The following is a 23,310-nucleotide window of genomic DNA, read 5'->3' as shown; positions in this document are numbered from 1 at the left end:
AGCTTCAAGTCTTATTGTTAACTTTCACAAAAACATAAACCTTTGGACTTTCCTTGGAACCATTTATTTTTTCAATCGTCACTTCTTCAATAGAATTATTATTAATCCATTCATTAAATGCTTGAATCTGCACCCTATTAATATATCCTAAGCGCTTGTTATTAAACATAATTTTTACGGCAAGTGAATCGAATTGATTGTTGGGTTCTTTTGCTAAAAAAACAGCTTGTCCAATCTCTAGCTCATCGACGTTTTTAACCCCTTCATTGTGCCGAAAGCCACATATTTCAGTTAAAACTTCACATCGCCCTTGCACATTCTCAAAAGGGTGCACAATTGTATAATCGTCATCCGGCAATCTTGCCCCAGAATATCCTAATAAAGCAAAATCTGATATTTGCTTGTCAATAGGGATACGAATGGCTTCCATATATTTATTAAAATCGCTACGATTTCGCGGCGGCAACCGCTTCATAAATACATCTAAAACATTATCGTATGTTGTCGAGTCAAGAGAAAAAGAAGCAAACCCATTAAATCCTAATTTTTTTGCCTCTTCATAATCTTTTGTGCCAATCAAATAATTCATTTTCACTTTTTCTCCGTCATTAATTAATTCTCCAATTATCCTTCGTAAGCGATTTTTTGTGTCAGACGGTTGCCAAGTTAATAACAATCGATGGGGTTCAATTATATTTTCAATCCACTTCATTTGTTTTCCAATATTTCCCTTAGTTTTGCTTGTCTTGCTTGAATTAATTGTACCATAAACTCTGCGCGTTTCTCCGACAACCTACATTTTACATCAAACTTTGTTAACTCATATATTAGTTCCCTAACATTATCGATAGAAAACGAGATGCATTTCAACATTAATTCCCTTTGCTCTGGTTTATTTAAGCAAAACATCCGAATAAAATCAAACATTAGAGGTCTTTTTTCATCGGTCATTTTCCATTTCATATGATTTGGGCCACGATTAATGTAATCACTAACCTTATTTGTGTTAAATTTATACAAATTTTCTTCATTAATTTCATGCCCCAAGCTTGTCCCATTATCAAAAGCAGGCGAAAGCACAAATTTCCCGTGAGTTGCGTCCCTAAGCTTTCCAATTAATCCCCAATTGTCTTGATGCCGATCAGTATTGCCAATTAATGCATCAAAAGTAAATATTTTTGCCCATTCTTCGTACCAATTATCACACAACACCCGAAGTCGTTCTACTGTTTCAAAATTATGCTGTGTTCCTTTTTTTAAATCGTAATCAGGAATTAATTTTTTCATGAACATTCCACCATCAACATAGTATTGTTCGTCCCCATAAGGATAATCCTTAAAGAAAAACTCTATTAATGCACCACAATTGTGATCCTTATCATTAATAGCAACAAAAGCAGGTGGAACCTTCACCCCGATAAGACAACCGAATCTATACGCAACAATTTCCGCCCAAAACTGTGAAGGATAAGCTGACCTAGATAGTTTGTATAAATATCTATGTCTATATTTACTGTCTCTATTCAGAATTAAAAATTCGTACCCCTCTTTTGGGCAAAAACAAGCAATTTTCTCTCTTGCTCCTTTTGGATACATGCCTGAATAAACATCATCAATAGGCCAATTTGAGATGTCAACTATTTGATTATATGCCTGTAGTTTTTTCTTACTCACAAGGGAAATTATACCATTTATCAAGGGGGATATTATTTTTATAATTAGAGGTCATTTCTTTTAATCTAAAAGATTAAATCCCCAAATCAGTCGGCGCCCGACCTAGTGATTGCAAAAGGTCCAAGGTTTCTTTGATCTGCGCGCCAATCTCTTCCTCAACATGCGCCCGATCGGGATAAATGCTGTAGAGTTTCCGATATTTCATCGGAGTAACGTTCAACATAACCGAATTACATCCCGCCAACAAACCAAAACGCCGCGCCTCTTGGTCGAGCGTTTCAAAGCCGGTCGTAACCAGGATCTTGGCGTTGACCGGATCAACGATCCTCGCCACCGCCAAGGTTTTAAGCACCAGGCTGGTCTTTGGCCCTTCCGGCAGGACCGGTCCAAAGGAGAACATTTCAGCATGGAGCTCCTTAGTAAGCAATATATCGTTTAGCAGGTCTTCATCGGTTTGGGCCGGCAGACCGATCAACCCGCCGGTCAAGATAAGATAACCAATTTCATAAGCATGTTTTAGTGCATCGATCCGGTCCTGCAGTTTGTCTCCTGGGTGGAGGTTCTCGTAAAGCTGGGGGTTGCTGGTTTCAAATCTCATCAACAAGCCTCGCGCTCCCGCTTCGTACAATGCGGCTAGCCCTTCTTTGCCGACCTCGCCAACCGAGATAAAGATCAGGACGGCATGGCGCCGCTTTATCTCTTTGATCAGCGCGACCAGGCGCTCAATCGTATATTCAGGGTCCTCACCCGCTTGGAGGACCAGCGCCTTAAAGCCATACTTTTCGATCGCTTCGCCTGCCGCCCTTAAAATATCGTCGTCGCTCATCCGGTAGCGTTTCAGCATCGTATTGCTCCGGCGGATCCCGCAATAGGCGCAATCGTTTTGGCAGTAACTGGAGAATTCGATTATCCCGTGAACACAACACGAGTTGGACAAGTATTTTTGGCGGAGGAAGTTGGCGGTCTTATATAGAAGCTCTTGTTCGGCCGGATCTTCAGTTTTAAGGAGGGTCAATAGTTCTTCGCGTTTCAGTTCTCTCCCTTCGGCCGCTTTATCGAGAATGGCGCTAAACTTTTTATCAACCCCTATGGCCCCTCTTGTCAGGCGAGACATTCGCATATCGGTCTCTTTCAAGGCAAAAAAAAGTTCTTGCCAGGCTTCTAGCGTTTCAAGCGCTTCTTTTTCCGCAACAGGGGAAATAACAAAACCACCCTGGGCAAAAACATAGTCGCCAATTTTAATTTTTGAAAGCTCGTTGATAGCGGTTTTTTTCTCGCCAAAGTAGTCAACGGTGACCGTTTTTCCATTAATCTCTGTGACCTTCCCGGGGATAGCGTAACACATTTAGTTTATTATACCATCGTTTTGCCGTCGAGAGTCGGCCAACATTAGAACAACAACTAAAAGCCATTAAATTTGAAATGTATTCTTAATTTCATTTCCTATTTTTTCAATCGTACTACCTAAGTTTTTTAATCCTATAAAAATAGGGAGGTTAGTTTGAAAATGATTCCTGTCCATGTCCTCCACATATTTCTTAATATCTTCTTCTTTGTCTATCACCTCAACATCGCTAATTTTCCTAAGTTCATTAAAAATACGAGGTATTTCATCGTTACTCTTAATGCCTAATTGAATGTTATCAATGGTTACGCCGTCAAGCTTAAATATTACTTGATACATATTTCACTCCTTGCCACGGCTAATACTTCTTAAATAATTCTATCACAAAATGCCACATTTGATTTTATTCCTGTTTTTCAAACATGCCATGCCTAAGTAGAAAACCATTGAAGGCTTATTGACCTTAAAATGCACCGTAACCAATAGGGACAAAAATGTCTGTCCTTCCAACCGAAAGACCCGCTTGAAAGCTTTACTCATTAATCGTGCAAATTGCGTCGTATAAATTCAGCGTGTTCTGCGCATTTCGCCTACCTTAAGAAAAATCGAAATGCGCGAGGCATTTTCTTTTCGTCCATTTTCTTTGTTGCCGGACAAAGAAAATGGACAAGGCGTAAAAGAGTGCAAAAAAGTTAAATACGTACAGGGGGAAAACCAATAAAGGCGACTAAATTGCTCTGCAACTAAAATATCTTCTATTTATAAGGCAAAATCAAAGAATCAAGGCTCTTTTTTAGCGGCTCAAACTCTGGGTCCCGATGGACCAAAGTCGCGTTATGCTTTTTGGCCGTTGCCGCTATCCAAGAGTCCGCTAAAGAGATATTATGCGCCGCTTTTAGCTCGGCCGCGATTAATCGCAAATCCTCGTCACTTTCAACAATTTCTATCGGCAACAGCGTTAATTCAAGATAAGCTTTATGGCCCGCTTCCTCCCCATGTCGCATTAAATTGATATAAAGATATTCCATCGCCGTCATAAAAGAAATAATAACCTTCTGCCGTCGGCGATGGGCGGTCGAGAGGATGGCTTCAACTTTTTCCGCACCAGGGGCGTCATCCTTCAAACAAAAAATAGCCGAGGTGTCCAAAACATAGTTATTTTCCACGTTCCCTTTCCCGTTCCTTCTTTCTTTCTTCCATTAAGGTCTTTAACATCCCTTTTGAACTTCCGCGAAAAGCCTTGATCGGGTTTTCCGGCAAGGGCAAAATTGTGACCATACTGCCTAAATCCAACCAGGCGATTTTCTGCCCCGCCTTAATATTATACTTTTTACATATTTCCGCCGGAACAGCCGTCTGCCCTCTTTTGGAGACCGTTGTCTCTATCGTCATTGCTTTTCCTCCCCCCTGGTAAACCTTAAAACGATTATACATGTTGCTACAACTACCTGTCAAGGCATTTATTGTTTTTGACTTGTAAGGGATGGGCAACACATGAAGCCAAATATCGGTCGACTAAAAATACCCACTAACCAATATATCCTCTTCCACCCTCTCCACATGAACATTCTTCAGCCATTTGGCTTGCGCGGGGAGGGAAACCCCTTTCCCTTCGACCGACGTTTTAGCGTCGCGGCCGCCAAAGATCTTGGGAACGATAAAAAAGAAGGCCTTATCAACCAGTCCGGCTTCCAGGAACGAGGCATAAACCTCCCCTCCTCCTTCGATCAGGAGACTGGTCATCTTCATTTCGCCAAGTTTCTTCACTAGCGCCTTAACACTAATATGCCCGCCGCTGACCGGCAGGCTGATGATCTCCGCCCCTTTTTTCTGAAGAGCGTTAACCCTGGCAGCTGGGGCTTTTGGCCCAACCGCAATGATCGTCCGCTGGCCTTTGAAAAGGATATCGGCCTTAAGCGGTGTCCTGGCCATCGTATCAAGCACGATGCGGATCGGGTCCTTAACTTTTTTTACCCGTCGGACATTAAGTTTGGGGTTGTCGATCAAAACCGTTCCAACCCCAACCAGGATCGCGTCGTAAAGATTGCGGAGATGGTGAGCGTAGCGAAGAGAGGCAGGGCCTGCGACCCAGCGGCTCGCGCCGGTCCGGGTAGCGATCTTTCCGTCCAGGGTTATAGCGGTCTTCATCACCACAAAGGGAAGCCCGGTGGTAATATATTTAATAAACACCTCGTTCAATTTTATTGCTTCGTCTTCGAGCAGGCCAACCTGTACTTTGATCCCGTGCTTGATCATTTTCCTGATCCCGCGGCCATTGACCAGTGGATTGGGATCTTTCGTCGCTATATATACTTTTTTAATTCCTGCGTTGATTATCCGGTCGGCACAGGGAGGATTGTTGCCAAAATGGGAGCAGGGCTCAAGATTGACGTAGAGGGTCGCTCCTTTAGCGTCAAGGCCGGCTTTGTCGATCGCCCAGGCTTCTGCGTGCGGGGTGGCAACTTCGCCGTGATATCCCATGGAGACGATCCGGCCTTCCTTGACCAAAACGGCACCGACCATTGGGTCGGGGGTGGTTCGCCCTTCGGCCGACTTGGCCAGGTCAATCACTTCGCGCATGAACCTTATATCGTCTTCAGTCCACATATTGCCTGCTTAGGATCGGCGGCGTAAAAGATCGCCGAACCGGCGACTAAAACATTGGCCCCGGCTTTAACCACCTCTTTGGCGGTCTCTGGATTAATACCGCCATCGACTTCAATATCAACCGACAACTGACGATCAACAATTTCCGACTTAAGCGCTTTGATCTTAGGCAAGACTTCTGGCATAAATTTTTGCCCTTCAAAACCGGGATTGACCGACATTAAAAGAACCATGACCACTTTGTCGAGCACGTGAAAGATCGACTCCACCGGGGATGCCGGATTAACCACCACCCCTGGTTTGGCATTGTTCTGCCTGATCAGCTCGATATCGCTATCCAGGCTCTTTGCCGCTTCAACATGGATCGTAATAATATCCGCGCCCGCTTTAGCAAAGTCAGGAATAAAACGGTCCGGATTCTCGATCATCAGATGGACATCAAGCGGCAGTTTCGTGATCTTCCGGCAAGCTTTGACCACCAGCGGGCCGATCGTGATATTTGGGACAAAGTGCCCATCCATTACGTCAATGTGGATCAGGTCGGCGCCGGCTGCTTCAACTTTCTTGATCTCCGCCTCCAGCGTCCGGAAATCGGCTGACAAAATAGAAGGGGCGATTTTAACCGTCATTTTATTTCCTCCGATACTACTGAAATTAGCAGGTCAACCTTCTCTCCAATGGCTGACATCTCGCCGGGAAGCGGTTCCTGGGCCAGGACAACCCCTTCCGGCAGTTCAAGATGGATCTCATGGCTCAAATCCCCGGCACCCATTCCAACCGCCTCGAGCATTTTGGTCGCTTGATTAAATTCTTTCCCGACCAGATCAGGGACCGGAACTTTTTGCTTGCCGGAACTGATCATCAGGCTAATGGCACGGTTCTCTTTAACCCGACGCCCCGCCTCCGGCCGCTGGGAAGCGACCGCTCCTTCGGGAACATTTGGCTGCTTTACTTCTCCGGCAATATTAACTTTGAGCTGGGCCTCTTCAAGCCTGACGATCGCCTGTTGCTTGGTCAGACCGGTGACGTCGGGAACGACTATCTCCGGCATGGAATCAAAATAGGTCAAATACAAATAACCGCCAAGAACCGGAGATAAGATCAAAAATATGATCAATGGGATCAGAATCCTGGGCGCTGGCAGTTTTAACCTAAGAAAAAGAACGCTGATCACCACACTAACAACTATGATAAAGACCAAATAGGCGGTTAAATACCCTGTGATCATTTATTTCCCCAAATAAAAGGCGTAAACCACGCCGATCGCAACGCTCATAAATATTATTATGGCAAAAAGCCAGCTCCGGCTTTCTTTTTTATCCGGGATCATCAAAGCCGGCTCTCCTTGTTCCTTGGTCTCGCCGGAAGGTTTTGCCGGTTGCGACTGGGACGGATCCTCTCCTCCATATTGGGTCACAACCCCCTCAAACAATTTTAGATATTCATCGCCGATCTTTGGCGGAAGAGGAAGGGACTGGGAAGCCAGGCTCTCACGAACTACCGCCGCTGATTGAAACCGGAGGATCGGGTCGCGTTGCAGCAGTTTGAATAAAATATCGGCAAGATAGCCGGGTAAAAAGGCCAGTTCCGGCCTGTTAACCAGCGACGCTCTTTTCATTTTCTGCAAATGGGCCGCGATTCCGCCGTTCTTTATCAGCGGTCGCCCTGCCAGCATTTCAAAAAAGATCATCCCGAAAGAATAAAGGTCGGAGGCCGGCGTCAGGGGGGCTCCCTCAAGGCTTTCCGGTGAAGCGTAGGGGAGGCCGACCAACAACTCCTGGATCTTCTGCGGCAAGGCCTCTTTGACCTCTCCCTTGATCACAAAATCGGTGATCTTAGCTTCTCCCTTGTCGTTAATGATAATATTTTCCGGGGTTAACGCGCCATGCAAAACCCCCTTGGCTTCAGTCGCTTCCAGAGCGGCCAGGACCTGCTGGGCGATCATCAGCGCCTGCTCCGTTTCCATTTTACCGTCGGCTAAGACCTGCCGCAGGCTTTTGCCGTTAATATATTCGCGAATGTAGTAGAACCCCTGCCAGCCGTAATCGCCATCGATCATTTTAGCGACCGAAGAATGGGAGATAAGGGAAAAATCTTTTACGCTAAACTTCATCCCCTTGATCAGCGAGGAGTTCAAGGTGCCGCGTTTGTAGATCTTAACGATCAGCGGTTTGTCGGTCCCGACATAGGTCCCTCGATAGGTGACGCTAAAATTATTCTCGGAGATCTTCTCCCCGATAGTGTAGCGGCTCTTGAGGAGCTGTTCCATAAGTATCGAAATTATAGCACCTCACTCACCATCCGCCAATGCGAAGGCTGGGTGAGGCGGGTGTTATAATATATGGATGAAATATCATTTTGTCAGTTTAGGCTGCCCAAAAAACCTGGCCGACACCGAGGTGATGATGGGTTCGGTAGCCGCCGGGGGGGACGACCTGACCACCGACCCTTCCAAAGCAGACATTATCATCGTCAATACCTGCGCCTTTTTAAAACCGGCCCGGAAAGAAGCGCTCAAGGTCCTGCGGGAAATGGCCGCCTGGAAGAAAAAAGGGAACTGCCGCAAACTCTACATTGCCGGCTGTCTCCCCCAATGGCTGAAAAAGGTGGGCGATCTAAAGCTCCCGGCGATCGACGGTGAAGTTGAGAGCATCGGGCTCTTTAGCTGTTCTACCCCCAGGCTCAAAGCAACCCCCAAATGGTTCGCCTACGTTAAAATTGCCGAAGGGTGCGACAACCGCTGTTCATATTGCCTGATCCCGACCATTCGGGGGAAGCTCCGCCTCCGCCCGGAAAAAGACATTTTAGAAGAGGTCGCCGGTCTGGCCAAAAGGGGGACAAAAGAAATTATTTTTGTCGCCCAGGATACGACCGCCCACCCCGACTTTCCTTCCATCCTGAAACAATCGGCCAGGACCAAGGGGATCCGCTGGCTCCGCGTCATGTACACCCACCCCGGCCATATCACCGACGAACTGATCCAAACGATTTCGGCCGAAAAAAAGATCGTCAAATACCTGGACATCCCGGTCCAGCACGCCAGTTCTGCCGTTCTAAAGAAAATGAACCGGCGCTACGACCGGAACGACCTTGAATATCTTCTTGCCAAACTGAGGAAGAATATTCCGGGAGTAGTTTTACGCACCTCGCTGATCGTCGGCTTCCCCGGCGAAACCCAGGCCGACTTCAATGAGCTTCTCGATTTTATAAAAACCGCTCGTTTTGAGAAACTCGGGGTTTTTGGCTACTGCCGCGAGGTTGGGACCGCCGCCGCCAAGCTTCCCGGCCAGGTCCCTCTAACAGTCAGAGAAAAACGCCGCCAGCTGGCCATGTCCGCCCAGGCTAAAATCTCCCTGACGAACAACCGCGCTCTGGTTGGCCAAAAGGTTGAGGTCATGGTCGAAAGTAAAAAGGGGGCGAACTATCTCGGCCGAACCCGGCGCGACGCCCCGGAAATAGACGGTATATTTCACCTTAGGTCTGCTAAGCCCCTCTCCCTGGGCAGCCTGGTCAAAGCCCTTATCACCAAGGCAACCGCTTACGACCTCTTTGGACAAATAACCTGAAATTTACCTTTAAACCTGCCGATATATATATGAGAGAGGTAAAGAGCAATGAACAACGAAGATGTCCGCAGAGAAAATTACGATGTTGTCCTCATCACCAGGCCTAACAAAGCCAAACGGGCCTCTTACGTTCAAGACGCTACTATTATCGGCAAAGACCAGCTCCCTATCGCCCCTTTTCTTGATATTCTAGCCAACAAGCTCAAAACTGTCACGATCAGTGACAAGTGCTATTTTTAGGGGAAAAGCCATGAATACTATGAACAATCAAAAAGTTATCGAGGTCCTGGAAAAAACCAGTTCATTCAATTATTTCCAAAAGATCGTCCACGCGAAAACCAGGAAGATCACCCTCTTTTCGATCTTCCCATTCACCGCGGCAGCCAATCTTTCCGACCCTCACCCGATCGTCCTGGTCGAAGACCTGGGCGGACTGCTGGGGCTCAACAGCGGCCAGTTCAACAACTAATTCTCGCCCAGGCCAAAGGTTTCCCTTACCCGACCAAAAAAATCGTAATCCCGCAATCTGATAAACCTGGTTTTTTCCGCTGCCCTCTTGATGACTACCCTATCTCCAACCTTGACCGGCACTTTTTGCTGGCCATCGGCAGTCAAGATAACTTCATCCCCCCGGGTAAGCCGCAGAACGGCCGGACCGTCCAGTACCAGGGAGCGGGTGTTGAGGCTATGACAGCAGATCGGGGAAATGATAATGCTTGTTGCCTGCGGCGCCAGGAGCGGCCCGCCGGCAGCCAGGTTGTAAGCGGTCGAACCGGTCGCAGTGGCAAAGATCATCCCATCAGCTGTATAGCGCGAGATCCTCTCTAGTTCAAATTTAATAACGCGAGAGATCCCGCTTTTGCCGATCACCACGTCGTTAAGGGCCAGGAGTTTTCGGCGGCCGACTTCGGCCTCCAGCATAGCCCGCTCATCCAACTGATACTCCCCGGCCCTGATCTTTTCAATGGCTCCCTTTAGCCCCTTTAATTCAAGCTCAGACAAAAAACCAACTCCCCCCAAATGAACGCCTAAGATAGGTATTCCTTTTTTGGCCAATAGCCGGGCCGCCCGAAGGATCGTCCCATCCCCCCCCAGCGTCACTACCAGATCCGCCTTGGCCAGGTCAACTTTAATCCCCATTGCTTTAATTTCTTTGGCAACCTTATCGGCCGTGGCGGCGATCAGGCGATCTTCGATCTTACTGATTATCCCGATAGTCTTCATTTGCTCCTCCTCTAAAAAAGTTTCAGATAAACCATGAGCCAGATCGCGCCGATCACTACCGCGACGAAAAAAGTGATCATTAAAAATTGAAAAACCCGGTCAAGCAGTCCTTTTTCGACAACAAAACGATACCTTATAACATGAAGCACACCTTCGTGGGGATTTAGTAAAACCACGCCATGGCAGTTGAAGGCTCGGTCAAATTCGACCAGCCGGCGGCGGATAATTGGGTCGCTGGGGTCAAGCGCCCCTTCCCCCTGTTGAACAATGGCAATATAATGCCGGTTGTCGCGGGAAAGCATGTAGTCGGCCTCTAATTTTCCCAAATGGTCTTTGCCGTCAACATTGGCAATGACCATCGCCCGCGGCTTTCTCGACAGGACCTTAAAGCCCGACTTGGCCAGGAAAGATTCATGTTCCTCATTTGACGAGGTGGATGAGAAACTCAACATTGCCGTCCGCTCCTTCGATCGGGGACTTGATCACCCTTTTAACCTTAAAGCCTGCTGCCTCCGCTTCTCCCTTGACCCGGTTAACGACCTCTTCTCTGACCTTCTCGTCCCTTACGATCCCGCCCCTTTCCACTTGTTCACGCCTGGCTTCAAACTGCGGCTTGATCAAAGCAACAACTTCGGCATGATCCGCGAGCAAATTATAGACCGCCGGCATGACTTTGCCTAGAGAGATAAAAGAGAGATCAATGACGGCAAAGTTGGCCGGTTCGTTTTGGCCCTGGGATGATTGATAGAGTTTTTCCCTGGTCAAATATCGGACGTTGGTCCGCTCGACCGTCACCACTCTGGGATCCTGCCGAAGCTTCCAGGCGAACTGGCCATAGGCGACATCTATCGCCCAGACCCTGGCCGCCCCGCGCTGGAGAAGGCAATCGGTAAACCCGCCGGTCGAAGCCCCAATATCCAGCGCGGTCCGACCTATTACGGAAATGGCAAACTGGTCCAAGGCGCCGGCCAGTTTAATTCCGCCTCGACTGACGTAAGGATGGTCCTCTTTTTTTCGGCTCATTCCGTTTTGATGGTGCGCAAATATTTGGCCGCTTCTTCCGGTATGACGGTATTTATATAAATACCCGAGCCAAGCTCAAAACCGGCAACGGCACTGACCCTGGGAATAACATTAATGTACCAGTGATAATATTCCGTTTCCTTTTCGTGACAGGGGGAAGAATTGATCACAAAATTGTAATCGGGGTTATTAAGAGAAATAAAAAGTTTTTTAAGTATCGTTCTCATCACGAAGGCCAACTCCTTCGCATCGGCGGTTGTAATGCTGTCAAAAGAGGAGGCGTGTTTTTTAGGCAAGATCTTAGTTTCAAAAGGAGAGCGGGAAGCAAAAGGTGAAATGGCGATAAAATTGTCGGTCTCCATTATAACCCTTTCCTTTATCGACTTTTCCTTTGCGATCATTTCGCAGTAAACACAGCGGCCGTTATCATCAAAATAACGCATCGATTCTTCCAAGCGGTGCCGGATGTGGGACGGCGTGATCGGAGTAGCGATGAGCTGGGAATGAGGATGATGCAGTGAAGTCCCCGCCCCGATCCCATGGTTCTTAAAAATGATGATCATTTCAAATTGCGGGTCTTTTGATAAAGTAACATAACGTTCACGATAAGCGAGAAAAAGCTCTTCAACCTGTTTTTCGTCCATTGTCGCGATGGTCTGGTCGTGGTGCGGAGACTCAATGATCACTTCATGCTCCCCCAGCCCGTTCATCATGGTAAAATAATCAAGCAGCTTGGTCCGCTCCCTGTTCTTTCCGTCCGGCATCAGGGCCGCGTATTTATTATGGATTATCCTGATCCACCAGCCCGGGGAATCCGGGCCTGTTCCAAAGTCCCGGTATGCCAGGATCTCTCCCGGGGATAAATTTTCTTTACCCGGGCAAAATGGGCAGGCTTGTTTTTGGGCTTCTGTGGCCTGGCAGGTGCCGGACCCCAAGTCTTCAGGCCGTTTGGCCCGCTCGGTCGCGATGATCACCCATTCCTTGGTGGCAGGATTTTGCCGCAACTCTGGCATAGCGGTTGTATTATAACACACTCGGTGTTACAATTAATCCTTGCCAAATATGCGTATTTTCATCGCGACAATACTCTTGCTGTCCCTTTTTATCCCCCTTGAGGCCCAAACTATTGAAGGGGGACGAACCAACATGGCGGTCGAGAACTTCCACTCCGGCCTGCAGGCGGAGCGGAAGGGAGAAACTTCCGCCGCGATCGAGTTTTATCTAAAAGCGGCTGAGGATCCGGCTTTTTCGTTGCGCGACTACGCCTGCTTTGCGGCGGCAAATCTATATTATAAAGATAAGCTTTTTCCTAACGCGATCGAACAATACCAGACTTTAACGGCCAACTACCCAAAGAGCCTGCTCCTGTCAAAGGGAGCGCTGCAGCTTGGGAAAAGCTTTTACCATAACAAGAATTATCAAACAGCGGTAAAAACATTTAGCGCTCTACTGGAAAAATACCCGGAACTGGAAGAAGCAGATGAGGCCCGCTATCTTATTGCTTTAAGCCACGAAAAGAACGGCGACTGGAAGGGTGCGTATTTTGCCTACGAAGAGACCGATCTTTACCATCCGTTAAGCAGGTATGGCCATTTATCCAGGCTGGCGATCTCCAAATTAAAGAAAAAATACAAAAAAAAGCTCCCCCAATATCAAGCTTCGGAAAAAGCGCTTTTTAACCAGGGGATGGCCTACTTTAACCAGGAAGAGTACAAAATGGCGGCCAATATATTTAATCGTCTGGCCCGGACCTATCCAAAAAGCAGTTATCTCAATGAAGCGTGGATCATGCTTGGCCGGGCGGAAACCCTGGACGATGATTACGACCAGGGGATCGCCAATCTGGAAAAAGCGGCACGCAACGCCCCTAATCTTGCCGGCAAAGCCAATTACTACCTGGGACGGGCTTACGGCCGGCGCGGCAAATACGACTGGGCGGTCACCGCTCTGGGTCGGGTGATCGGCAAAGCCCCGGCCTCCGACCTGGCCCCGGAAGCCCTTTACTGGCGCGGATACTTCAGGGAGCTGCTGGGGGACACCAATCACGCGCTGGAAGACTATTATTCATTGGTTAAAAATTATCCGAACAGCAGCACCGCCTCCTCCGCTATCTGGCGAATGGGAAAAGTGTATTATTGGGCCAGCGACTGGCAAAACGCCGTCAATTATTTTCACCTCGCCCAGCTTTATCCGATGGGAAGCGAGACCCCCCGCTGTTACTTTTTTGAGGCCAAATCCCTGGAACGGCAGGGGAACACCGGGGCCGCGCTGGAGGTTTACAAAAAACTCGCCAAGCGGTTCGATCATACCTATTACGCCTATCGCGCCCAGGAAAGGCTTCGCCTGACCGGAAACGCCATTAGCGACCAGGTCGCCTTGAAATTCGACAATATCGGGGAAGTTCTCAAGACGATCAATGAAAAAGATAATGAGGAGCTATCCACTCTTATGGATATCTGGCTCCAAAGCAAATCGGAAAAAACGACCCTTGATCCGGCCGACCTGGCTCTTCATTTGAGCAAATATCAGGAGCTAATGGACCTGGGGCTGACCTCCTTTGCCGCCGAGGAAGCAAAATTCCTGGTAAACGGCTCAGCCGACACCGACAAAGAATCGGCCCAGCTTAAGCTTGGCGAAGTCCTGGTCCGGGCCGGCCGCTATATTTCCGCCATTCGCTTTGCCCAGCAAAAGATCGATTCCGCCCTATACTCAGACAAGGTCGACGCACTCCCGGAAAAGGTTTGGCAGCTTGCTTACCCTCGTGGTTATTGGAAAACTGTTCGCGCGGAGTCAAACAACTATGGGGTCGATCCCTACCTCGTCCTGGCGGTCATCAGGGAAGAGAGCCGTTTTTTAAACAACGCCCGCTCTCACGCCTCCGCCAGGGGACTGATGCAGATCATGCCGGGAACCGGCCTTGGGCTGGCCAAAGAATTAAAACTCTCCCGCTATCGCACTTCCAAGCTTTATGACACCGACATCAACATTAAAATGGGCTCATATTATCTGGCTAATCTGATCAAAAGCTTCAACAACAACGTCTATCTTTCGCTTGCCGGATACAATGGCGGCCCAAACCGGGTTTGGCGGTATGTGAAAAACTGGTACGGAGGAGATATTGGCGCGATCGACATAGACGAGTTTGTCGAAAGCATCCCGATCAAAGAAACCCGGCTCTACGTGCAAAAAGTGATGAACAGCTATTTTGAATATAAGAGGCTTTATGGCGGAACCGGAAGCTGAAGAAGGATTGCGCCCTCGGCGCTTCGCTAATTTTATCGGCCAGGGGCAGATCAAGAAAAACCTGCAGATCCATATCGACGCGGTCCGCTCCAGAGGGGAGGCGCTGGAACACCTTCTCTTTTACGGCCCGCCCGGACTGGGAAAAACCACTCTGGCCAATATTATTGCCAACGAGATCGGCGCCAGCATCAAAATAACTTCCGGCCCGGCAATCGAACGCCCGGGAGACCTGGCGGCGATCCTGACCAACCTAAAGGAACACGATATCCTTTTTATTGACGAGATCCATCGACTCAATAAAACGGTCGAAGAGGTCCTCTACCCCGCAATGGAAGACTTTGCCCTCGACATTATCATCGGTAAAGGACCAAGCGCCCGCTCCATCCGCCTTGACCTTCCCAAATTTACCCTGGTCGGGGCCACGACCAGGATCGGGCTTCTCTCGTCTCCGCTGCGCGACCGTTTTGGCATTATCAACCGGCTTGAATATTATTCCATTGACGAGCTAAAAGAGATCATTGGCCGCGCCGCCAAAAAAATGGATATTTCCATTGATGACGGCGGAGCGGCCGAAGTTGCCAAACGCGCCCGAGGGACGCCTCGCATTGCCATCCGCTTTTTGCGCCGGGTCCGTGATTTCGCCCAGGTCAAAGGAACAACCGTCCTCACCCCCCAACTGGCCCGTGACTGCCTGGTCTCCATGGGGGTAGACGAATTTGGTCTGGACAAGATCGACCGTAAATATTTATCGACGATAATCGATAAGTTTAAAGGGGGGCCTGTCGGAGTTGAAACGATTGCCGCCGGGATCTCGGAAGCCGTGGAAACAATTGAGGATGTTTACGAGCCATACCTGCTGCAGCTTGGTTTTATCGAACGGACCCAGCGCGGCCGGGCCGCCACCCCCAACGCTTACAAGCACCTAGGCATCTCGATCAAAAGCAAATCAACCGATCAGGCCGGATTATTCAAGGAGGGTTAAATGAGAAAAGCTAAGCTGCACCGTAAAACCAAAGAGACCAACATCAAGATCGAGCTGATCATTGAAGGGAAGGGAAAGAGCGAGATCAACTACCCGATCCCCTTTCTGGCCCACATGTTCACCCTTTTTGCCAAACACGGGCTTTTTGACCTCAAAATCAGCGCCAAAGGTGATCTGGAGATCGATCTCCATCATTTAGTCGAAGATACTGGTTTAGCTTTAGGAGAAGCCTTTGCCAAAGCTCTGGGGAAAAAGCTCAAGATCGAACGATACGGCCATGCTATCCTTCCAATGGACGAGTCACTGGCCGACGTTAAAGCAGCGATCGATATTTCTGGTCGTCCCCATTTTACCTTTAAGGCCAAGTTCCCCAAGGAGTTGGTCTACGCGGAAATCGGGACTGAACGGGTCAAGCTTTCACTGGACGCAGAAATGCTCCGCGAGTTTTTTGAAGCGTTCGTTTACAAGGCGGGAATCTCCCTGCATATCGACCTGGCCAGGGGAAAGAACACTCACCACAAGGTCGAAGCGATCTTTAAAGCCTTTGGGGTCGCCCTGCAAAGGGCCTGCGCCATCAACCCGCGAAAAAGCGGAGTTCCGTCAACCAAAGGGGTCCTTTAATCCCTGGGATTTCTGCTATAATTTAAGCAATGGTCTACCAGGAAAGAGCTTACCGCAACTACATTAAGGCCGAAGAGCTGGTCCGTTTTGAACTGGTTGAAAAAGAAACAGACCTGCTGATCCAGGCCAATAGCAACCTCTATGATAAAGCGATGGGAAGCGTTATCAAACATCGGGGAACCCTGGAACAATTCATTGAATCAAACCCCAAATTCCTCCGCTCGCTTTCCCCGGTCCGCGTCTCTTTTAACGCCCCGCCGATCATTAAACTAATGGCAGCCGCCGCCAAGAAAATGAAGGTCGGCCCGATGGCCGCGGTCGCCGGTGCGATCGCCGAGCTGGTTGGCCGTGATCTGCTGCAATTTACCGATGAGCTGATCATCGAGAACGGCGGCGACATCTATTTGCGGCTGGTTAAGCCCCGCAAACTAACCGTTTATGCCGGGGATTCCCCCTTTTCAGAAAAGATCCTGGTCGAGCTTGATCCGCAAAAAGAGCCTTTTGCCATCTCCATGACCTCTGGCCATTCCGGACGCTCGGTCGGATTTGGCAAGGGGGACCTGGTGATGGTCGTTTCCCGCGATGCCCCGCTGGCCGATGCCGCCTCAACTGCGATCAACAATGTTATTAAAGACGCGGCCGACATTGATTCTGGGTTGGCTATTGCCAGAAAAACCCGGGGACTAGACGGGGTCCTGATAATAAAAGATGACCAGATGGGAATGATGGGAAAGATCAAGTTGATCTCCGCTTAAATAATGCGGGGGGTCACCATAAAGACGATCTCTGTTTTTTCCTTTTCAACTATGGTATTTTGAAAAAGAGCGCCAACAATTGGCAGAAAACCTAAAAACGGCACGCGGACAACGTTCTTCCGCTCGATCTCCGAAGTCAGTCCGCCGATCACTATCGTCTCCCCATTTTTGACCCGGACCGTCGCGGCCGCGCTTCGGGCGGCGATCACCGGAAAATCCCCCGCAGCTGTCGTTCGCCATTCAGCAATCGATGAAACTTCCGGCTGCAGCCAGGTGGTGATCTCCTTCTTTTCTCCTATCTGCGGCAGGACCTTAAGCTTAATGCCGGCATCAAGATATTCTACCGTCCATTGGGCCGCGACGGTAGCGCCGCCAACCGGGACAGCATACGGAACGCGGCTTCCGATATTTATGACCGCTTCCTTGTTATCAAGAGTGGCAATGCGCGGAGAAGCAATAACATTGGCCCTTCCTTCCGCGATCAAAGCGTTGAGTGCTGAAGAAAGGTTCTCACTTAACCCGGTCTTTTTGGACTCGTCTGCGGTCATGAATCTGATCGTTCCGTTGCCGTAAGAGATCCCCAGGCGGGTTGAATCGCTCTGCGACAACTCAACGATCCTGCTTTCGATCAGGATCTGCGGCTGAGGCAGGTCAATTTTAGCAAGCAGGCGCCTTGCCTCTTCCAGCTCCGTTTTTTTCCCTCTACAAAGCAAAGCGGCCGACCGCTCCCCCTCCTGAAATATCGCCGTCGGAAAAACTTTGCTTAAAAGCTCAACCGCTCTGACTGCCGGTAAATATTTTAACGTTAGTCGTTCAGTTTTTTGGGTATATCCGCTGTTATTAAGGTCCTGGGGAAGGGAAGAGATCAGATACGCTTCCCCCTGTTTTTCAAAGCATAAGCCATTAGTCGACAGGATCGTTCCGAGCGCTTCCTCCAATGGCACCTCCTTCAAGTGGATCGTCGCCCGTTTTCCCTGCAGCGCCGTTGGATCACCTGAAAAGATCAAACTGCATCCGCTGCTCTTCCCCAAAGCCGCAACGATGTCGACAATCGACGCGTTATCAAAATCGATCCTCGGGATGATCGTTTCCGCCCCGGCAATATTTAAGAGCAATATCAGCAGCAGACCCGCAAGCCTCCCCCTCATTTTCCCGGCTCCTTTCTTAGGTAGACCGCTGCTCTGCCAATTTTTTCGATCGCGTAGCCATCAACAGCATCTCCTACGACTGCGGTGAGCCCTCTTCCTCCAAGTTCGATCAACGCCACCTGTCTATCCCCTCTGACCACCCCAACCAACCGGGCGTAACCGGACGAAAGGAGGAGGGGCTCGCTCCGCAGTTCTAAGCTGTCATTGACAGCTGGCTTCTCGTTATAAACATAGACCGCTTCCCTGGTCGGTTCTTCGTCCGGAACCGATCGGACAGTGAGGCTCCCCTGTTCTGGCGGCTCACTTACGGCGCAGGAGGTTAAAAAACAAGCGAAGAAGATAATAATTAGGCAGTCGAGACGGTGGTCTCCTTTATTTGCATATTTTTTCTTTTCCGCAATCAACGCACGTTTCATACGGAAACCGAAGCAATTTTATTGCCAACGGATTTTTTGCTTTATGGGGTTAATTCCGGCGTGGTTGTGTCGGGGGGATCAGTATAATAGTATAAAGTAAAATTATGGAATTGCGATTTTTCGCCGCTTGATACCGTCGCTTCAACTGAAGCCGGAATATAAATCGTTGAAGTTTCGTCGGTCCAGACCTCATAATGCCCGGCAGGAACATTCTCTATACTATAATCACCGTTTGAGTCGGCAAAATCAACCAGGAGAGGAGAAGTATTCTTTAAATAAACCCTGATCCCATTCACCCTGTTCCCTTTGTTGTCAGAGACCCGTCCTTCAACCCAACCCAAAGTGGTGATCGTTACCGTTGATCGTCCTGAAATAGAATTGGTCGTCGCTACCACCGCCCCCGTAGCCGCAGCAGAGGTCGCGGTAAATATCCCCCCAGAAGTAATTGAGCCGATCCCGCCGGTTACCGACCAGGTCGGGGTGACCGAAACGATCAAGCCATTTGCATCTTTGGCGATCGCGGAAAAGTATTGGGCTTGGTTGACGCCAACCGTAACCGTAGACGGGGAAACCGTAATTGAAGTGACCGCCCCTTCCAGGTCGCCGCAACCGGAAAGAAAAATGACAAAGGCTAAATGACTAATGACTAATGAGGAAACAACTATTTTACAAAGACACCTAAACAAGTTTGCCATCTTTTACGACTAATTTGCCGCTGACGATGGTGTACAGGACTTTTCCTTTAAGGCGCGCGCCGGCAAAAGGGGTGTTCCGGCTAATGGAAACGAATTTTTCCGGATCAACGGTCCATTCCGCCTTTGGATCGACAATAATAATGTCGGCATCGGCGCCGGCCTCCAGTTTCCCCTTGCCGGTCAAGCCAAGGATCCCGGCAGGGTTGGTCGCCATTAATTTAACGACATCTTTAACGGTTAAGCCTTCCGGCAACAATTTGGTCAGTGCCAGCGCCAAAGCAGTTTCCAGGCCGATCAAGCCATTCGCGGCCTGGCTAAACTCAATCTTTTTTTCTTCTAAAGTGTGGGGAGCATGGTCGGTCGCGATCGCATCTATCGTTCCGTCCTTTAGACCGCGGATGATCTCCTTCCTGTCCTTTTCTGATCTTAGCGGGGGACTGACCTTGGCATTAGCATCGTAGTTGCGGACCGATTCTTCGGTCAAAGAGAAATAATGGGGGGCGGTTTCACAGGTCACCGGAGCCCCATCCTTTTTTGCCTGGCGGACCAACCTAACCGAGCCGGCCGACGAAACATGGGCAATATGGACCCGCCCGTATTTTTTCGCGAGGAGCAGATCCCTGGCAACCACCACTTCTTCAGCCAGCGCGGGAATTCCCGGTAAACCGATCTCGGTTGAAAGCTGGCTTTCGTTCATCGCTCCACCTCTTGAAAGATTGGTATCCTCACAATGGGCAATGATCGGTTTGTTAAATTGTTTGGCATATTCGATCGCCCGGCGCATCACGTCACTCCGGCCGATCGTTTGGCCGTCATCGGAGAAGGCAACCGCACCGGCGGCCACGCAGCGCCCCATTTCGGCAATTTCCTCCCCTTTTAAACCTTTAGTCGCCGCGGCGACCGGCAAAACATTGACAACCGCTTCTTTTTCCGCCTTTCCGACGATATAAGCAATTAATGCCGGGTCGTCAAGCGGCGGGGTGGTGTTCGCCATGCAGCAGATCGTCGTAAAGCCACCCAGGGCGGCCGCGCGCGAGCCGCTGGCGATCGTCTCTTTTTCCGGTTGTCCAGGGTCTCGCAAGTGGGTATGCATGTCGATCAAACCCGGCATAATCATCAGCCCTTTGGCATCAATGACCCTGGCCCCGTTCGCCGTCAGCCTGGCCGCTATTTTCGTGATCTTGCCGTCTTCGATCAACAAGTCGCGCCCTCCGCCATGCTTGCCGGTTGGGTCGACAATTGTCCCGTTCTTAATCAGCCACTTTGTCATCTGCTTTTAACCTCTTTTTAAATCTGGACAGGATCCCCGGTTTTTTCTCTTCCCCTTTTAAGGTTTTTACAGCAACCGTCGCGGCCTGTTGTTCCGCTTCTTTTTTGTTGTTGCCCCGGCCAACACCAAGCGATTTCCCATTGACCTTGACCTCGACAAAAAAGACCCGCTTGTGTTCTGGCCCGCTCTCCTTGATCACCCGGTATTGAGGCAGGGTCCACTTGTTTTTTTGGACAAATTCCTGAAGAGTCGACTTGTAGTCGCGAATGTAGCCGGCTTTGGAAACGATCTCTATCTCGCCGCGCAGATTTTCCAGGATCAGGTCGCGCGACCGGCCTATGCCGGCGTCAAGATAAACCGCTCCAATCAACGCTTCAAAAGCGTTGGCCAGGTTGGATTTGCGCTTTTGCCCCCCCCCTTTTTTTTCGTTCTGACTAAGAAGGAGCGCTTCGCCTAGCTCAAGCCGTTGGCCAATAATCGCCAAGGTTTCGTCAGAAATGACCGCCGCCCTGATCTTGGTTAACTCACCTTCATCATGCGTGGGAAACTTGTTGTAAATATACTCTGTTACAACCAGTTTTAAGACCGCATCCCCAAGGAATTCCAGCCGCTCGTTATCTTTGAGGTTCTTTTCGTGGGCATAAGAGCTGTGGGTCATAGCCTGGTTCAGGAGGTATTGATTGATAAAGGGGACGCTGACGCGTTTTTCCAGCTCTCGAAGTTCAGTTAAACGTTCCGGCGATAAGGGTTCCATTGACATACTATTTTACATCATATAGAATATGATTGCAAACGCAAAAATCCTTAAGGAGATGGGCAATTATGGTCATTTTATCGCCGATCATGAGTTATATTGTCGACAAGGAAGTCGGCTTCCCCATCCCCTCTGAAAAAGAAAAGGTCAACAAGGTCCTAAAACGTTATAAAAGCATTTTGAGACAACACGCCGAACGCTCCGATTCTGCTGAGATCATGTTCGGGATCGCCGATCTTTTAGTTGGCCGCAACAGTCCCGGCGATCATCTTGAAGCGATGAGAATGTACGACCAGATCCTGCTGAAAAACCCGCCGGAATACCTCAAGGCCCGCGCCCTGATCGGCAAAGCCGAGCTTTTGATCGGCATCCCGGAAGAATTCGGCAACGCCATTTCCCTCTGCGAAAAAGCCCGTGAGATCCTGGGGAAAAACCTTTCTGAATTCTTTGCCGCCAAAGCCCTGGTCGTGGAAGCGGAGCTCCGCCTGGCTCGCCGGGAAAAAGGGGACTGGGCCAGCGCCCTGGAACTGCTTAACCAGGTAGTCAAGGAAAAAGAGGCCCACTGGTATTTCCGCGGCCGCGCCCTCCTTTCCAAGGCGGAAATCATCCTCTACCGCGACCCGAACGATCTGGGCCCCGCGATAAAACTGGTCGACCTCTCCCTTAAAGAACTGGCTTCGCGCCCAGATGATTATTTTGTTGGCAAAGGGAAGATCGTCAAAGCGGAGATCCTGATGCGGCGGGTCAAGTCCGGCGACCTGCAGCGGGCGGAAAAACTGCTGACCGAGGTCATCAAGATAAAATTTGAATACAAAGACCTGGTCGCCAGGGCCAAGCTCAACCTGGCCGACATCGTCAGCCACCCAAAAGCCTCCAAACTGTTAAAAGAGGTCCACGAAATGGAAGGGCTCGACCCCTACCTGATCGAGAAAGCAAGCCTGGTGCAGAAAGCGCTGGGGGACAGGAAAAAGAAGTAACCGCAGCATCTCTCGTCATTTTTTCCACTTTATGATAAAATAGTTCCATCATGGGCAAGACAATCGCCGAGAAAATACTCTCCAACCACTCCGGTCGGGACGCTAAGGCCGGAGACATCGTCATTGCCGGCCTCGATTTTATGATCGGTCAGGACGGGACTTCCGGGGTCGCCATTGACTCATTCCGCAAGATGCAGGCTAAGAATGTCGCCGACCCGAGCAAGATCTCTATTATTATCGACCATAGCTCCCCCTCCCCTAACGAAGGGGTCTCGGCCATCCACAAAAAGATCCGCGAATTCTGCCTCGAACAAGGGGTCAAGCTTTACGACGTCGGCTGCGGGGTCTGCCACCAGATCACCCCGGAACAAGGGCACGTCGTTCCCGGCGACCTGGTGATCGGTGCCGATTCTCACACCTGCACCTACGGGGCGATCAACGTCTTCTCGACCGGGATCGGCTCGACTGACCTTGCCGCGGGCATGATCTCGGGTAAGCTCTGGTTCAAAGTTCCGGAAACAATGAAAGTTAATTTTAACGGACAGCTTCCTAAAGGAATTTTCTCCAAAGACCTGATCTTGTTCTTTATCGGCCAAATTGGCGCCGATGGCGCGACTTACCTGGCGCTGGAGATCGGCGGCCAGGCGATCGACGAAATGTCGGTTGATGCCCGCTTTACCATCTCCAACATGGCGATCGAATGCGGCGCCAAAGCCGGGTTAATGGCGGCCGACGCCAAGGCCATGGAATGGGTAAAGCAACACTCCAAGAAAAAACCGAACCCGCAGGTCGCCGACAAAGACGCCGTCTACAAGCAAGCCATGGAGATCGATGTCACGAAGATGGAGCCGCAAATCGCCAGGCCGCACGCGGTTGACAATGTCGTCCCTATCTCAAAACTCGGCGAAGTCCCGGTCAAACAAGGACTGATCGGGACCTGTACCAATGGCCGCCTGGAGGATTTCCAGGTCGCCGCCAAAATCCTTAAAGGAAAAAAAATCAAAACCGGC

At 49.7% G+C, this 23,310-nt stretch carries 28 protein-coding genes; 9 read left to right on the top strand and 19 right to left on the bottom strand.

The window, feature by feature from the left end; translation table 11 throughout:
• Nucleotides 1-4 precede the first annotated feature (4 nt).
• The 10 genes from KKF06_05375 to KKF06_05330 form a co-directional block, all read right to left on the bottom strand.
• On the bottom strand, nt 5-712 hold the full coding sequence (locus KKF06_05375; protein MBU1617185.1) for an HIRAN domain-containing protein: 708 nt from the start codon (nt 710-712) through the stop codon (nt 5-7).
• Entirely contained in the window at nt 709-1,674 is a 966-nt protein-coding gene (locus tag KKF06_05370) for a HipA domain-containing protein (GenBank protein ID MBU1617184.1), read from the bottom strand. Before KKF06_05370 ends, KKF06_05375 begins: the two co-directional genes overlap by 4 nt.
• A gap of 73 nt (nt 1,675-1,747) precedes the next feature.
• Nucleotides 1,748-3,019, bottom strand: coding sequence for a HypC/HybG/HupF family hydrogenase formation chaperone (gene hypC, locus KKF06_05365; protein ID MBU1617183.1), 1,272 nt, complete (start codon nt 3,017-3,019; stop codon nt 1,748-1,750).
• Between the two features lie 66 nt (nt 3,020-3,085).
• Nucleotides 3,086-3,358, bottom strand: a complete 273-nt coding sequence (locus KKF06_05360; GenBank protein ID MBU1617182.1) for a hypothetical protein — start codon at nt 3,356-3,358, stop codon at nt 3,086-3,088.
• 416 nt (nt 3,359-3,774) lie between these two features.
• A complete protein-coding gene (locus tag KKF06_05355; protein ID MBU1617181.1) occupies nt 3,775-4,185 on the bottom strand; it encodes a PIN domain-containing protein in 411 nt (136 codons plus the stop codon).
• A complete protein-coding gene (locus tag KKF06_05350; GenBank protein MBU1617180.1) occupies nt 4,175-4,453 on the bottom strand; it encodes an AbrB/MazE/SpoVT family DNA-binding domain-containing protein in 279 nt (92 codons plus the stop codon). The genes KKF06_05355 and KKF06_05350 overlap by 11 nt, the downstream gene beginning before the upstream one ends.
• An 81-nt stretch (nt 4,454-4,534) precedes the next feature.
• Nucleotides 4,535-5,626, bottom strand: a complete 1,092-nt coding sequence (gene ribD, locus KKF06_05345; protein ID MBU1617179.1) for a bifunctional diaminohydroxyphosphoribosylaminopyrimidine deaminase/5-amino-6-(5-phosphoribosylamino)uracil reductase RibD — start codon at nt 5,624-5,626, stop codon at nt 4,535-4,537.
• A complete protein-coding gene (locus KKF06_05340) occupies nt 5,605-6,255 on the bottom strand; it encodes a ribulose-phosphate 3-epimerase (protein MBU1617178.1) in 651 nt (216 codons plus the stop codon). The genes ribD and KKF06_05340 overlap by 22 nt, the downstream gene beginning before the upstream one ends.
• Nucleotides 6,252-6,854: a PASTA domain-containing protein gene (locus KKF06_05335; GenBank protein ID MBU1617177.1), complete on the bottom strand. Its 603-nt coding sequence runs from the start codon at nt 6,852-6,854 to the stop codon at nt 6,252-6,254. Before KKF06_05335 ends, KKF06_05340 begins: the two co-directional genes overlap by 4 nt.
• A complete protein-coding gene (locus KKF06_05330; protein MBU1617176.1) occupies nt 6,855-7,895 on the bottom strand; it encodes a serine/threonine protein kinase in 1,041 nt (346 codons plus the stop codon).
• 76 nt (nt 7,896-7,971) lie between these two features.
• On the opposite strand from KKF06_05330, the gene KKF06_05325 reads away from it, so the two are divergent.
• From KKF06_05325 to KKF06_05315, 3 genes are read left to right on the top strand one after another with little or no spacing between them, the layout of a single operon-like run.
• On the top strand, nt 7,972-9,192 hold the full coding sequence (locus tag KKF06_05325) for a MiaB/RimO family radical SAM methylthiotransferase (GenBank protein MBU1617175.1): 1,221 nt from the start codon (nt 7,972-7,974) through the stop codon (nt 9,190-9,192).
• A 48-nt stretch (nt 9,193-9,240) separates the two neighbouring features.
• Nucleotides 9,241-9,432 carry a hypothetical protein gene (locus KKF06_05320; protein MBU1617174.1) on the top strand — a complete coding sequence of 64 codons (192 nt, stop codon included), beginning with the start codon at nt 9,241-9,243 and terminating at the stop codon, nt 9,430-9,432.
• A gap of 10 nt (nt 9,433-9,442) precedes the next feature.
• The gene (locus tag KKF06_05315; GenBank protein ID MBU1617173.1) at nt 9,443-9,661 is read left to right on the top strand and encodes a hypothetical protein; all 219 of its coding nucleotides are present in this window, start codon (nt 9,443-9,445) and stop codon (nt 9,659-9,661) included.
• Here the strand turns inward: KKF06_05315 and KKF06_05310 are convergent.
• From KKF06_05310 to galT, 4 genes are read right to left on the bottom strand one after another with little or no spacing between them, the layout of a single operon-like run.
• Nucleotides 9,658-10,416, bottom strand: a complete 759-nt coding sequence (locus KKF06_05310; protein ID MBU1617172.1) for an NAD(+)/NADH kinase — start codon at nt 10,414-10,416, stop codon at nt 9,658-9,660. The two genes, KKF06_05315 and KKF06_05310, sit on opposite strands and share 4 nt — an antisense overlap.
• 11 nt (nt 10,417-10,427) lie before the next feature.
• Nucleotides 10,428-10,868, bottom strand: a complete 441-nt coding sequence (locus KKF06_05305) for a hypothetical protein (GenBank protein MBU1617171.1) — start codon at nt 10,866-10,868, stop codon at nt 10,428-10,430.
• Complete coding sequence (locus KKF06_05300; protein MBU1617170.1) at nt 10,837-11,439, bottom strand: TlyA family RNA methyltransferase; 603 nt, start codon at nt 11,437-11,439, stop codon at nt 10,837-10,839. Before KKF06_05300 ends, KKF06_05305 begins: the two co-directional genes overlap by 32 nt.
• A complete protein-coding gene (gene galT / locus KKF06_05295; GenBank protein MBU1617169.1) occupies nt 11,436-12,452 on the bottom strand; it encodes a galactose-1-phosphate uridylyltransferase in 1,017 nt (338 codons plus the stop codon). The genes KKF06_05300 and galT overlap by 4 nt, the downstream gene beginning before the upstream one ends.
• 133 nt (nt 12,453-12,585) lie before the next feature.
• On the opposite strand from galT, the gene KKF06_05290 reads away from it, so the two are divergent.
• From KKF06_05290 to KKF06_05275, 4 genes are read left to right on the top strand one after another with little or no spacing between them, the layout of a single operon-like run.
• A complete protein-coding gene (locus tag KKF06_05290; protein MBU1617168.1) occupies nt 12,586-14,682 on the top strand; it encodes a tetratricopeptide repeat protein in 2,097 nt (698 codons plus the stop codon).
• A complete protein-coding gene (gene ruvB, locus KKF06_05285; GenBank protein ID MBU1617167.1) occupies nt 14,663-15,664 on the top strand; it encodes a Holliday junction branch migration DNA helicase RuvB in 1,002 nt (333 codons plus the stop codon). Before KKF06_05290 ends, ruvB begins: the two co-directional genes overlap by 20 nt.
• The gene (hisB, locus tag KKF06_05280) at nt 15,665-16,285 is read left to right on the top strand and encodes an imidazoleglycerol-phosphate dehydratase HisB (GenBank protein MBU1617166.1); all 621 of its coding nucleotides are present in this window, start codon (nt 15,665-15,667) and stop codon (nt 16,283-16,285) included.
• 29 nt (nt 16,286-16,314) lie between these two features.
• A complete protein-coding gene (locus KKF06_05275) occupies nt 16,315-17,040 on the top strand; it encodes a UPF0280 family protein (GenBank protein ID MBU1617165.1) in 726 nt (241 codons plus the stop codon).
• On the opposite strand, the gene KKF06_05270 is transcribed toward KKF06_05275, so the two are convergent.
• Genes KKF06_05270 through rnc form a run of 5 tightly spaced genes read right to left on the bottom strand, consistent with a single transcriptional unit; the run spans nt 17,037 to nt 21,323 of the window.
• Complete coding sequence (locus KKF06_05270) at nt 17,037-18,188, bottom strand: hypothetical protein (protein MBU1617164.1); 1,152 nt, start codon at nt 18,186-18,188, stop codon at nt 17,037-17,039. The two genes, KKF06_05275 and KKF06_05270, sit on opposite strands and share 4 nt — an antisense overlap.
• On the bottom strand, nt 18,185-18,604 hold the full coding sequence (locus KKF06_05265) for a hypothetical protein (protein MBU1617163.1): 420 nt from the start codon (nt 18,602-18,604) through the stop codon (nt 18,185-18,187). The genes KKF06_05270 and KKF06_05265 overlap by 4 nt, the downstream gene beginning before the upstream one ends.
• Before the next feature lie 41 nt (nt 18,605-18,645).
• Nucleotides 18,646-19,299 carry a carboxypeptidase-like regulatory domain-containing protein gene (locus KKF06_05260; GenBank protein MBU1617162.1) on the bottom strand — a complete coding sequence of 218 codons (654 nt, stop codon included), beginning with the start codon at nt 19,297-19,299 and terminating at the stop codon, nt 18,646-18,648.
• On the bottom strand, nt 19,283-20,569 hold the full coding sequence (locus KKF06_05255) for a dihydroorotase (protein ID MBU1617161.1): 1,287 nt from the start codon (nt 20,567-20,569) through the stop codon (nt 19,283-19,285). Before KKF06_05255 ends, KKF06_05260 begins: the two co-directional genes overlap by 17 nt.
• Entirely contained in the window at nt 20,550-21,323 is a 774-nt protein-coding gene (gene rnc / locus KKF06_05250) for a ribonuclease III (protein ID MBU1617160.1), read from the bottom strand. Before rnc ends, KKF06_05255 begins: the two co-directional genes overlap by 20 nt.
• A gap of 68 nt (nt 21,324-21,391) precedes the next feature.
• Between rnc and KKF06_05245 the strand changes: the two genes are divergently transcribed.
• Both KKF06_05245 and KKF06_05240 read left to right on the top strand, forming a co-directional pair.
• On the top strand, nt 21,392-22,300 hold the full coding sequence (locus KKF06_05245; protein MBU1617159.1) for a hypothetical protein: 909 nt from the start codon (nt 21,392-21,394) through the stop codon (nt 22,298-22,300).
• Between the two features lie 50 nt (nt 22,301-22,350).
• Nucleotides 22,351-23,310 (top strand): 3-isopropylmalate dehydratase large subunit (locus KKF06_05240; GenBank protein ID MBU1617158.1); only part of this gene is annotated, 960 nt, incomplete at its 3' end.

Source organism: Candidatus Margulisiibacteriota bacterium (assembly GCA_018822365.1).
Classification (GTDB): domain Bacteria; phylum Margulisbacteria; class WOR-1; order O2-12-FULL-45-9; family XYB2-FULL-48-7; genus XYB2-FULL-45-9.
This window is presented reverse-complemented; position numbering and strand designations above follow the sequence as displayed.

Bases quoted from the DNA above. Each gene is read 5' to 3' on its own strand.
- KKF06_05375 (MBU1617185.1), bottom strand. From the start codon at position 712: ATGAAGTGGATTGAAAATATAATTGAACCCCATCGATTGTTATTAACT.
- hypC (MBU1617183.1), bottom strand. From the start codon at position 3,019: ATGTGTTACGCTATCCCCGGGAAGGTCACAGAGATTAATGGAAAAACG.
- KKF06_05360 (MBU1617182.1), bottom strand. From the start codon at position 3,358: ATGTATCAAGTAATATTTAAGCTTGACGGCGTAACCATTGATAACATT.
- KKF06_05350 (MBU1617180.1), bottom strand. From the start codon at position 4,453: ATGTATAATCGTTTTAAGGTTTACCAGGGGGGAGGAAAAGCAATGACG.
- ribD (MBU1617179.1), bottom strand. From the start codon at position 5,626: ATGTGGACTGAAGACGATATAAGGTTCATGCGCGAAGTGATTGACCTG.
- KKF06_05340 (MBU1617178.1), bottom strand. From the start codon at position 6,255: ATGACGGTTAAAATCGCCCCTTCTATTTTGTCAGCCGATTTCCGGACG.
- KKF06_05335 (MBU1617177.1), bottom strand. From the start codon at position 6,854: ATGATCACAGGGTATTTAACCGCCTATTTGGTCTTTATCATAGTTGTT.
- KKF06_05330 (MBU1617176.1), bottom strand. From the start codon at position 7,895: ATGGAACAGCTCCTCAAGAGCCGCTACACTATCGGGGAGAAGATCTCC.
- KKF06_05325 (MBU1617175.1), top strand. From the start codon at position 7,972: ATGAAATATCATTTTGTCAGTTTAGGCTGCCCAAAAAACCTGGCCGAC.
- KKF06_05320 (MBU1617174.1), top strand. From the start codon at position 9,241: ATGAACAACGAAGATGTCCGCAGAGAAAATTACGATGTTGTCCTCATC.
- KKF06_05315 (MBU1617173.1), top strand. From the start codon at position 9,443: ATGAATACTATGAACAATCAAAAAGTTATCGAGGTCCTGGAAAAAACC.
- KKF06_05310 (MBU1617172.1), bottom strand. From the start codon at position 10,416: ATGAAGACTATCGGGATAATCAGTAAGATCGAAGATCGCCTGATCGCC.
- KKF06_05305 (MBU1617171.1), bottom strand. From the start codon at position 10,868: ATGTTGAGTTTCTCATCCACCTCGTCAAATGAGGAACATGAATCTTTC.
- KKF06_05300 (MBU1617170.1), bottom strand. From the start codon at position 11,439: ATGAGCCGAAAAAAAGAGGACCATCCTTACGTCAGTCGAGGCGGAATT.
- galT (MBU1617169.1), bottom strand. From the start codon at position 12,452: ATGCCAGAGTTGCGGCAAAATCCTGCCACCAAGGAATGGGTGATCATC.
- KKF06_05290 (MBU1617168.1), top strand. From the start codon at position 12,586: ATGGCGGTCGAGAACTTCCACTCCGGCCTGCAGGCGGAGCGGAAGGGA.
- ruvB (MBU1617167.1), top strand. From the start codon at position 14,663: ATGGCGGAACCGGAAGCTGAAGAAGGATTGCGCCCTCGGCGCTTCGCT.
- hisB (MBU1617166.1), top strand. From the start codon at position 15,665: ATGAGAAAAGCTAAGCTGCACCGTAAAACCAAAGAGACCAACATCAAG.
- KKF06_05275 (MBU1617165.1), top strand. From the start codon at position 16,315: ATGGTCTACCAGGAAAGAGCTTACCGCAACTACATTAAGGCCGAAGAG.
- KKF06_05270 (MBU1617164.1), bottom strand. From the start codon at position 18,188: ATGAGGGGGAGGCTTGCGGGTCTGCTGCTGATATTGCTCTTAAATATT.
- KKF06_05265 (MBU1617163.1), bottom strand. From the start codon at position 18,604: ATGAAACGTGCGTTGATTGCGGAAAAGAAAAAATATGCAAATAAAGGA.
- KKF06_05260 (MBU1617162.1), bottom strand. From the start codon at position 19,299: ATGGCAAACTTGTTTAGGTGTCTTTGTAAAATAGTTGTTTCCTCATTA.
- KKF06_05255 (MBU1617161.1), bottom strand. From the start codon at position 20,569: ATGACAAAGTGGCTGATTAAGAACGGGACAATTGTCGACCCAACCGGC.
- rnc (MBU1617160.1), bottom strand. From the start codon at position 21,323: ATGGAACCCTTATCGCCGGAACGTTTAACTGAACTTCGAGAGCTGGAA.
- KKF06_05245 (MBU1617159.1), top strand. From the start codon at position 21,392: ATGGTCATTTTATCGCCGATCATGAGTTATATTGTCGACAAGGAAGTC.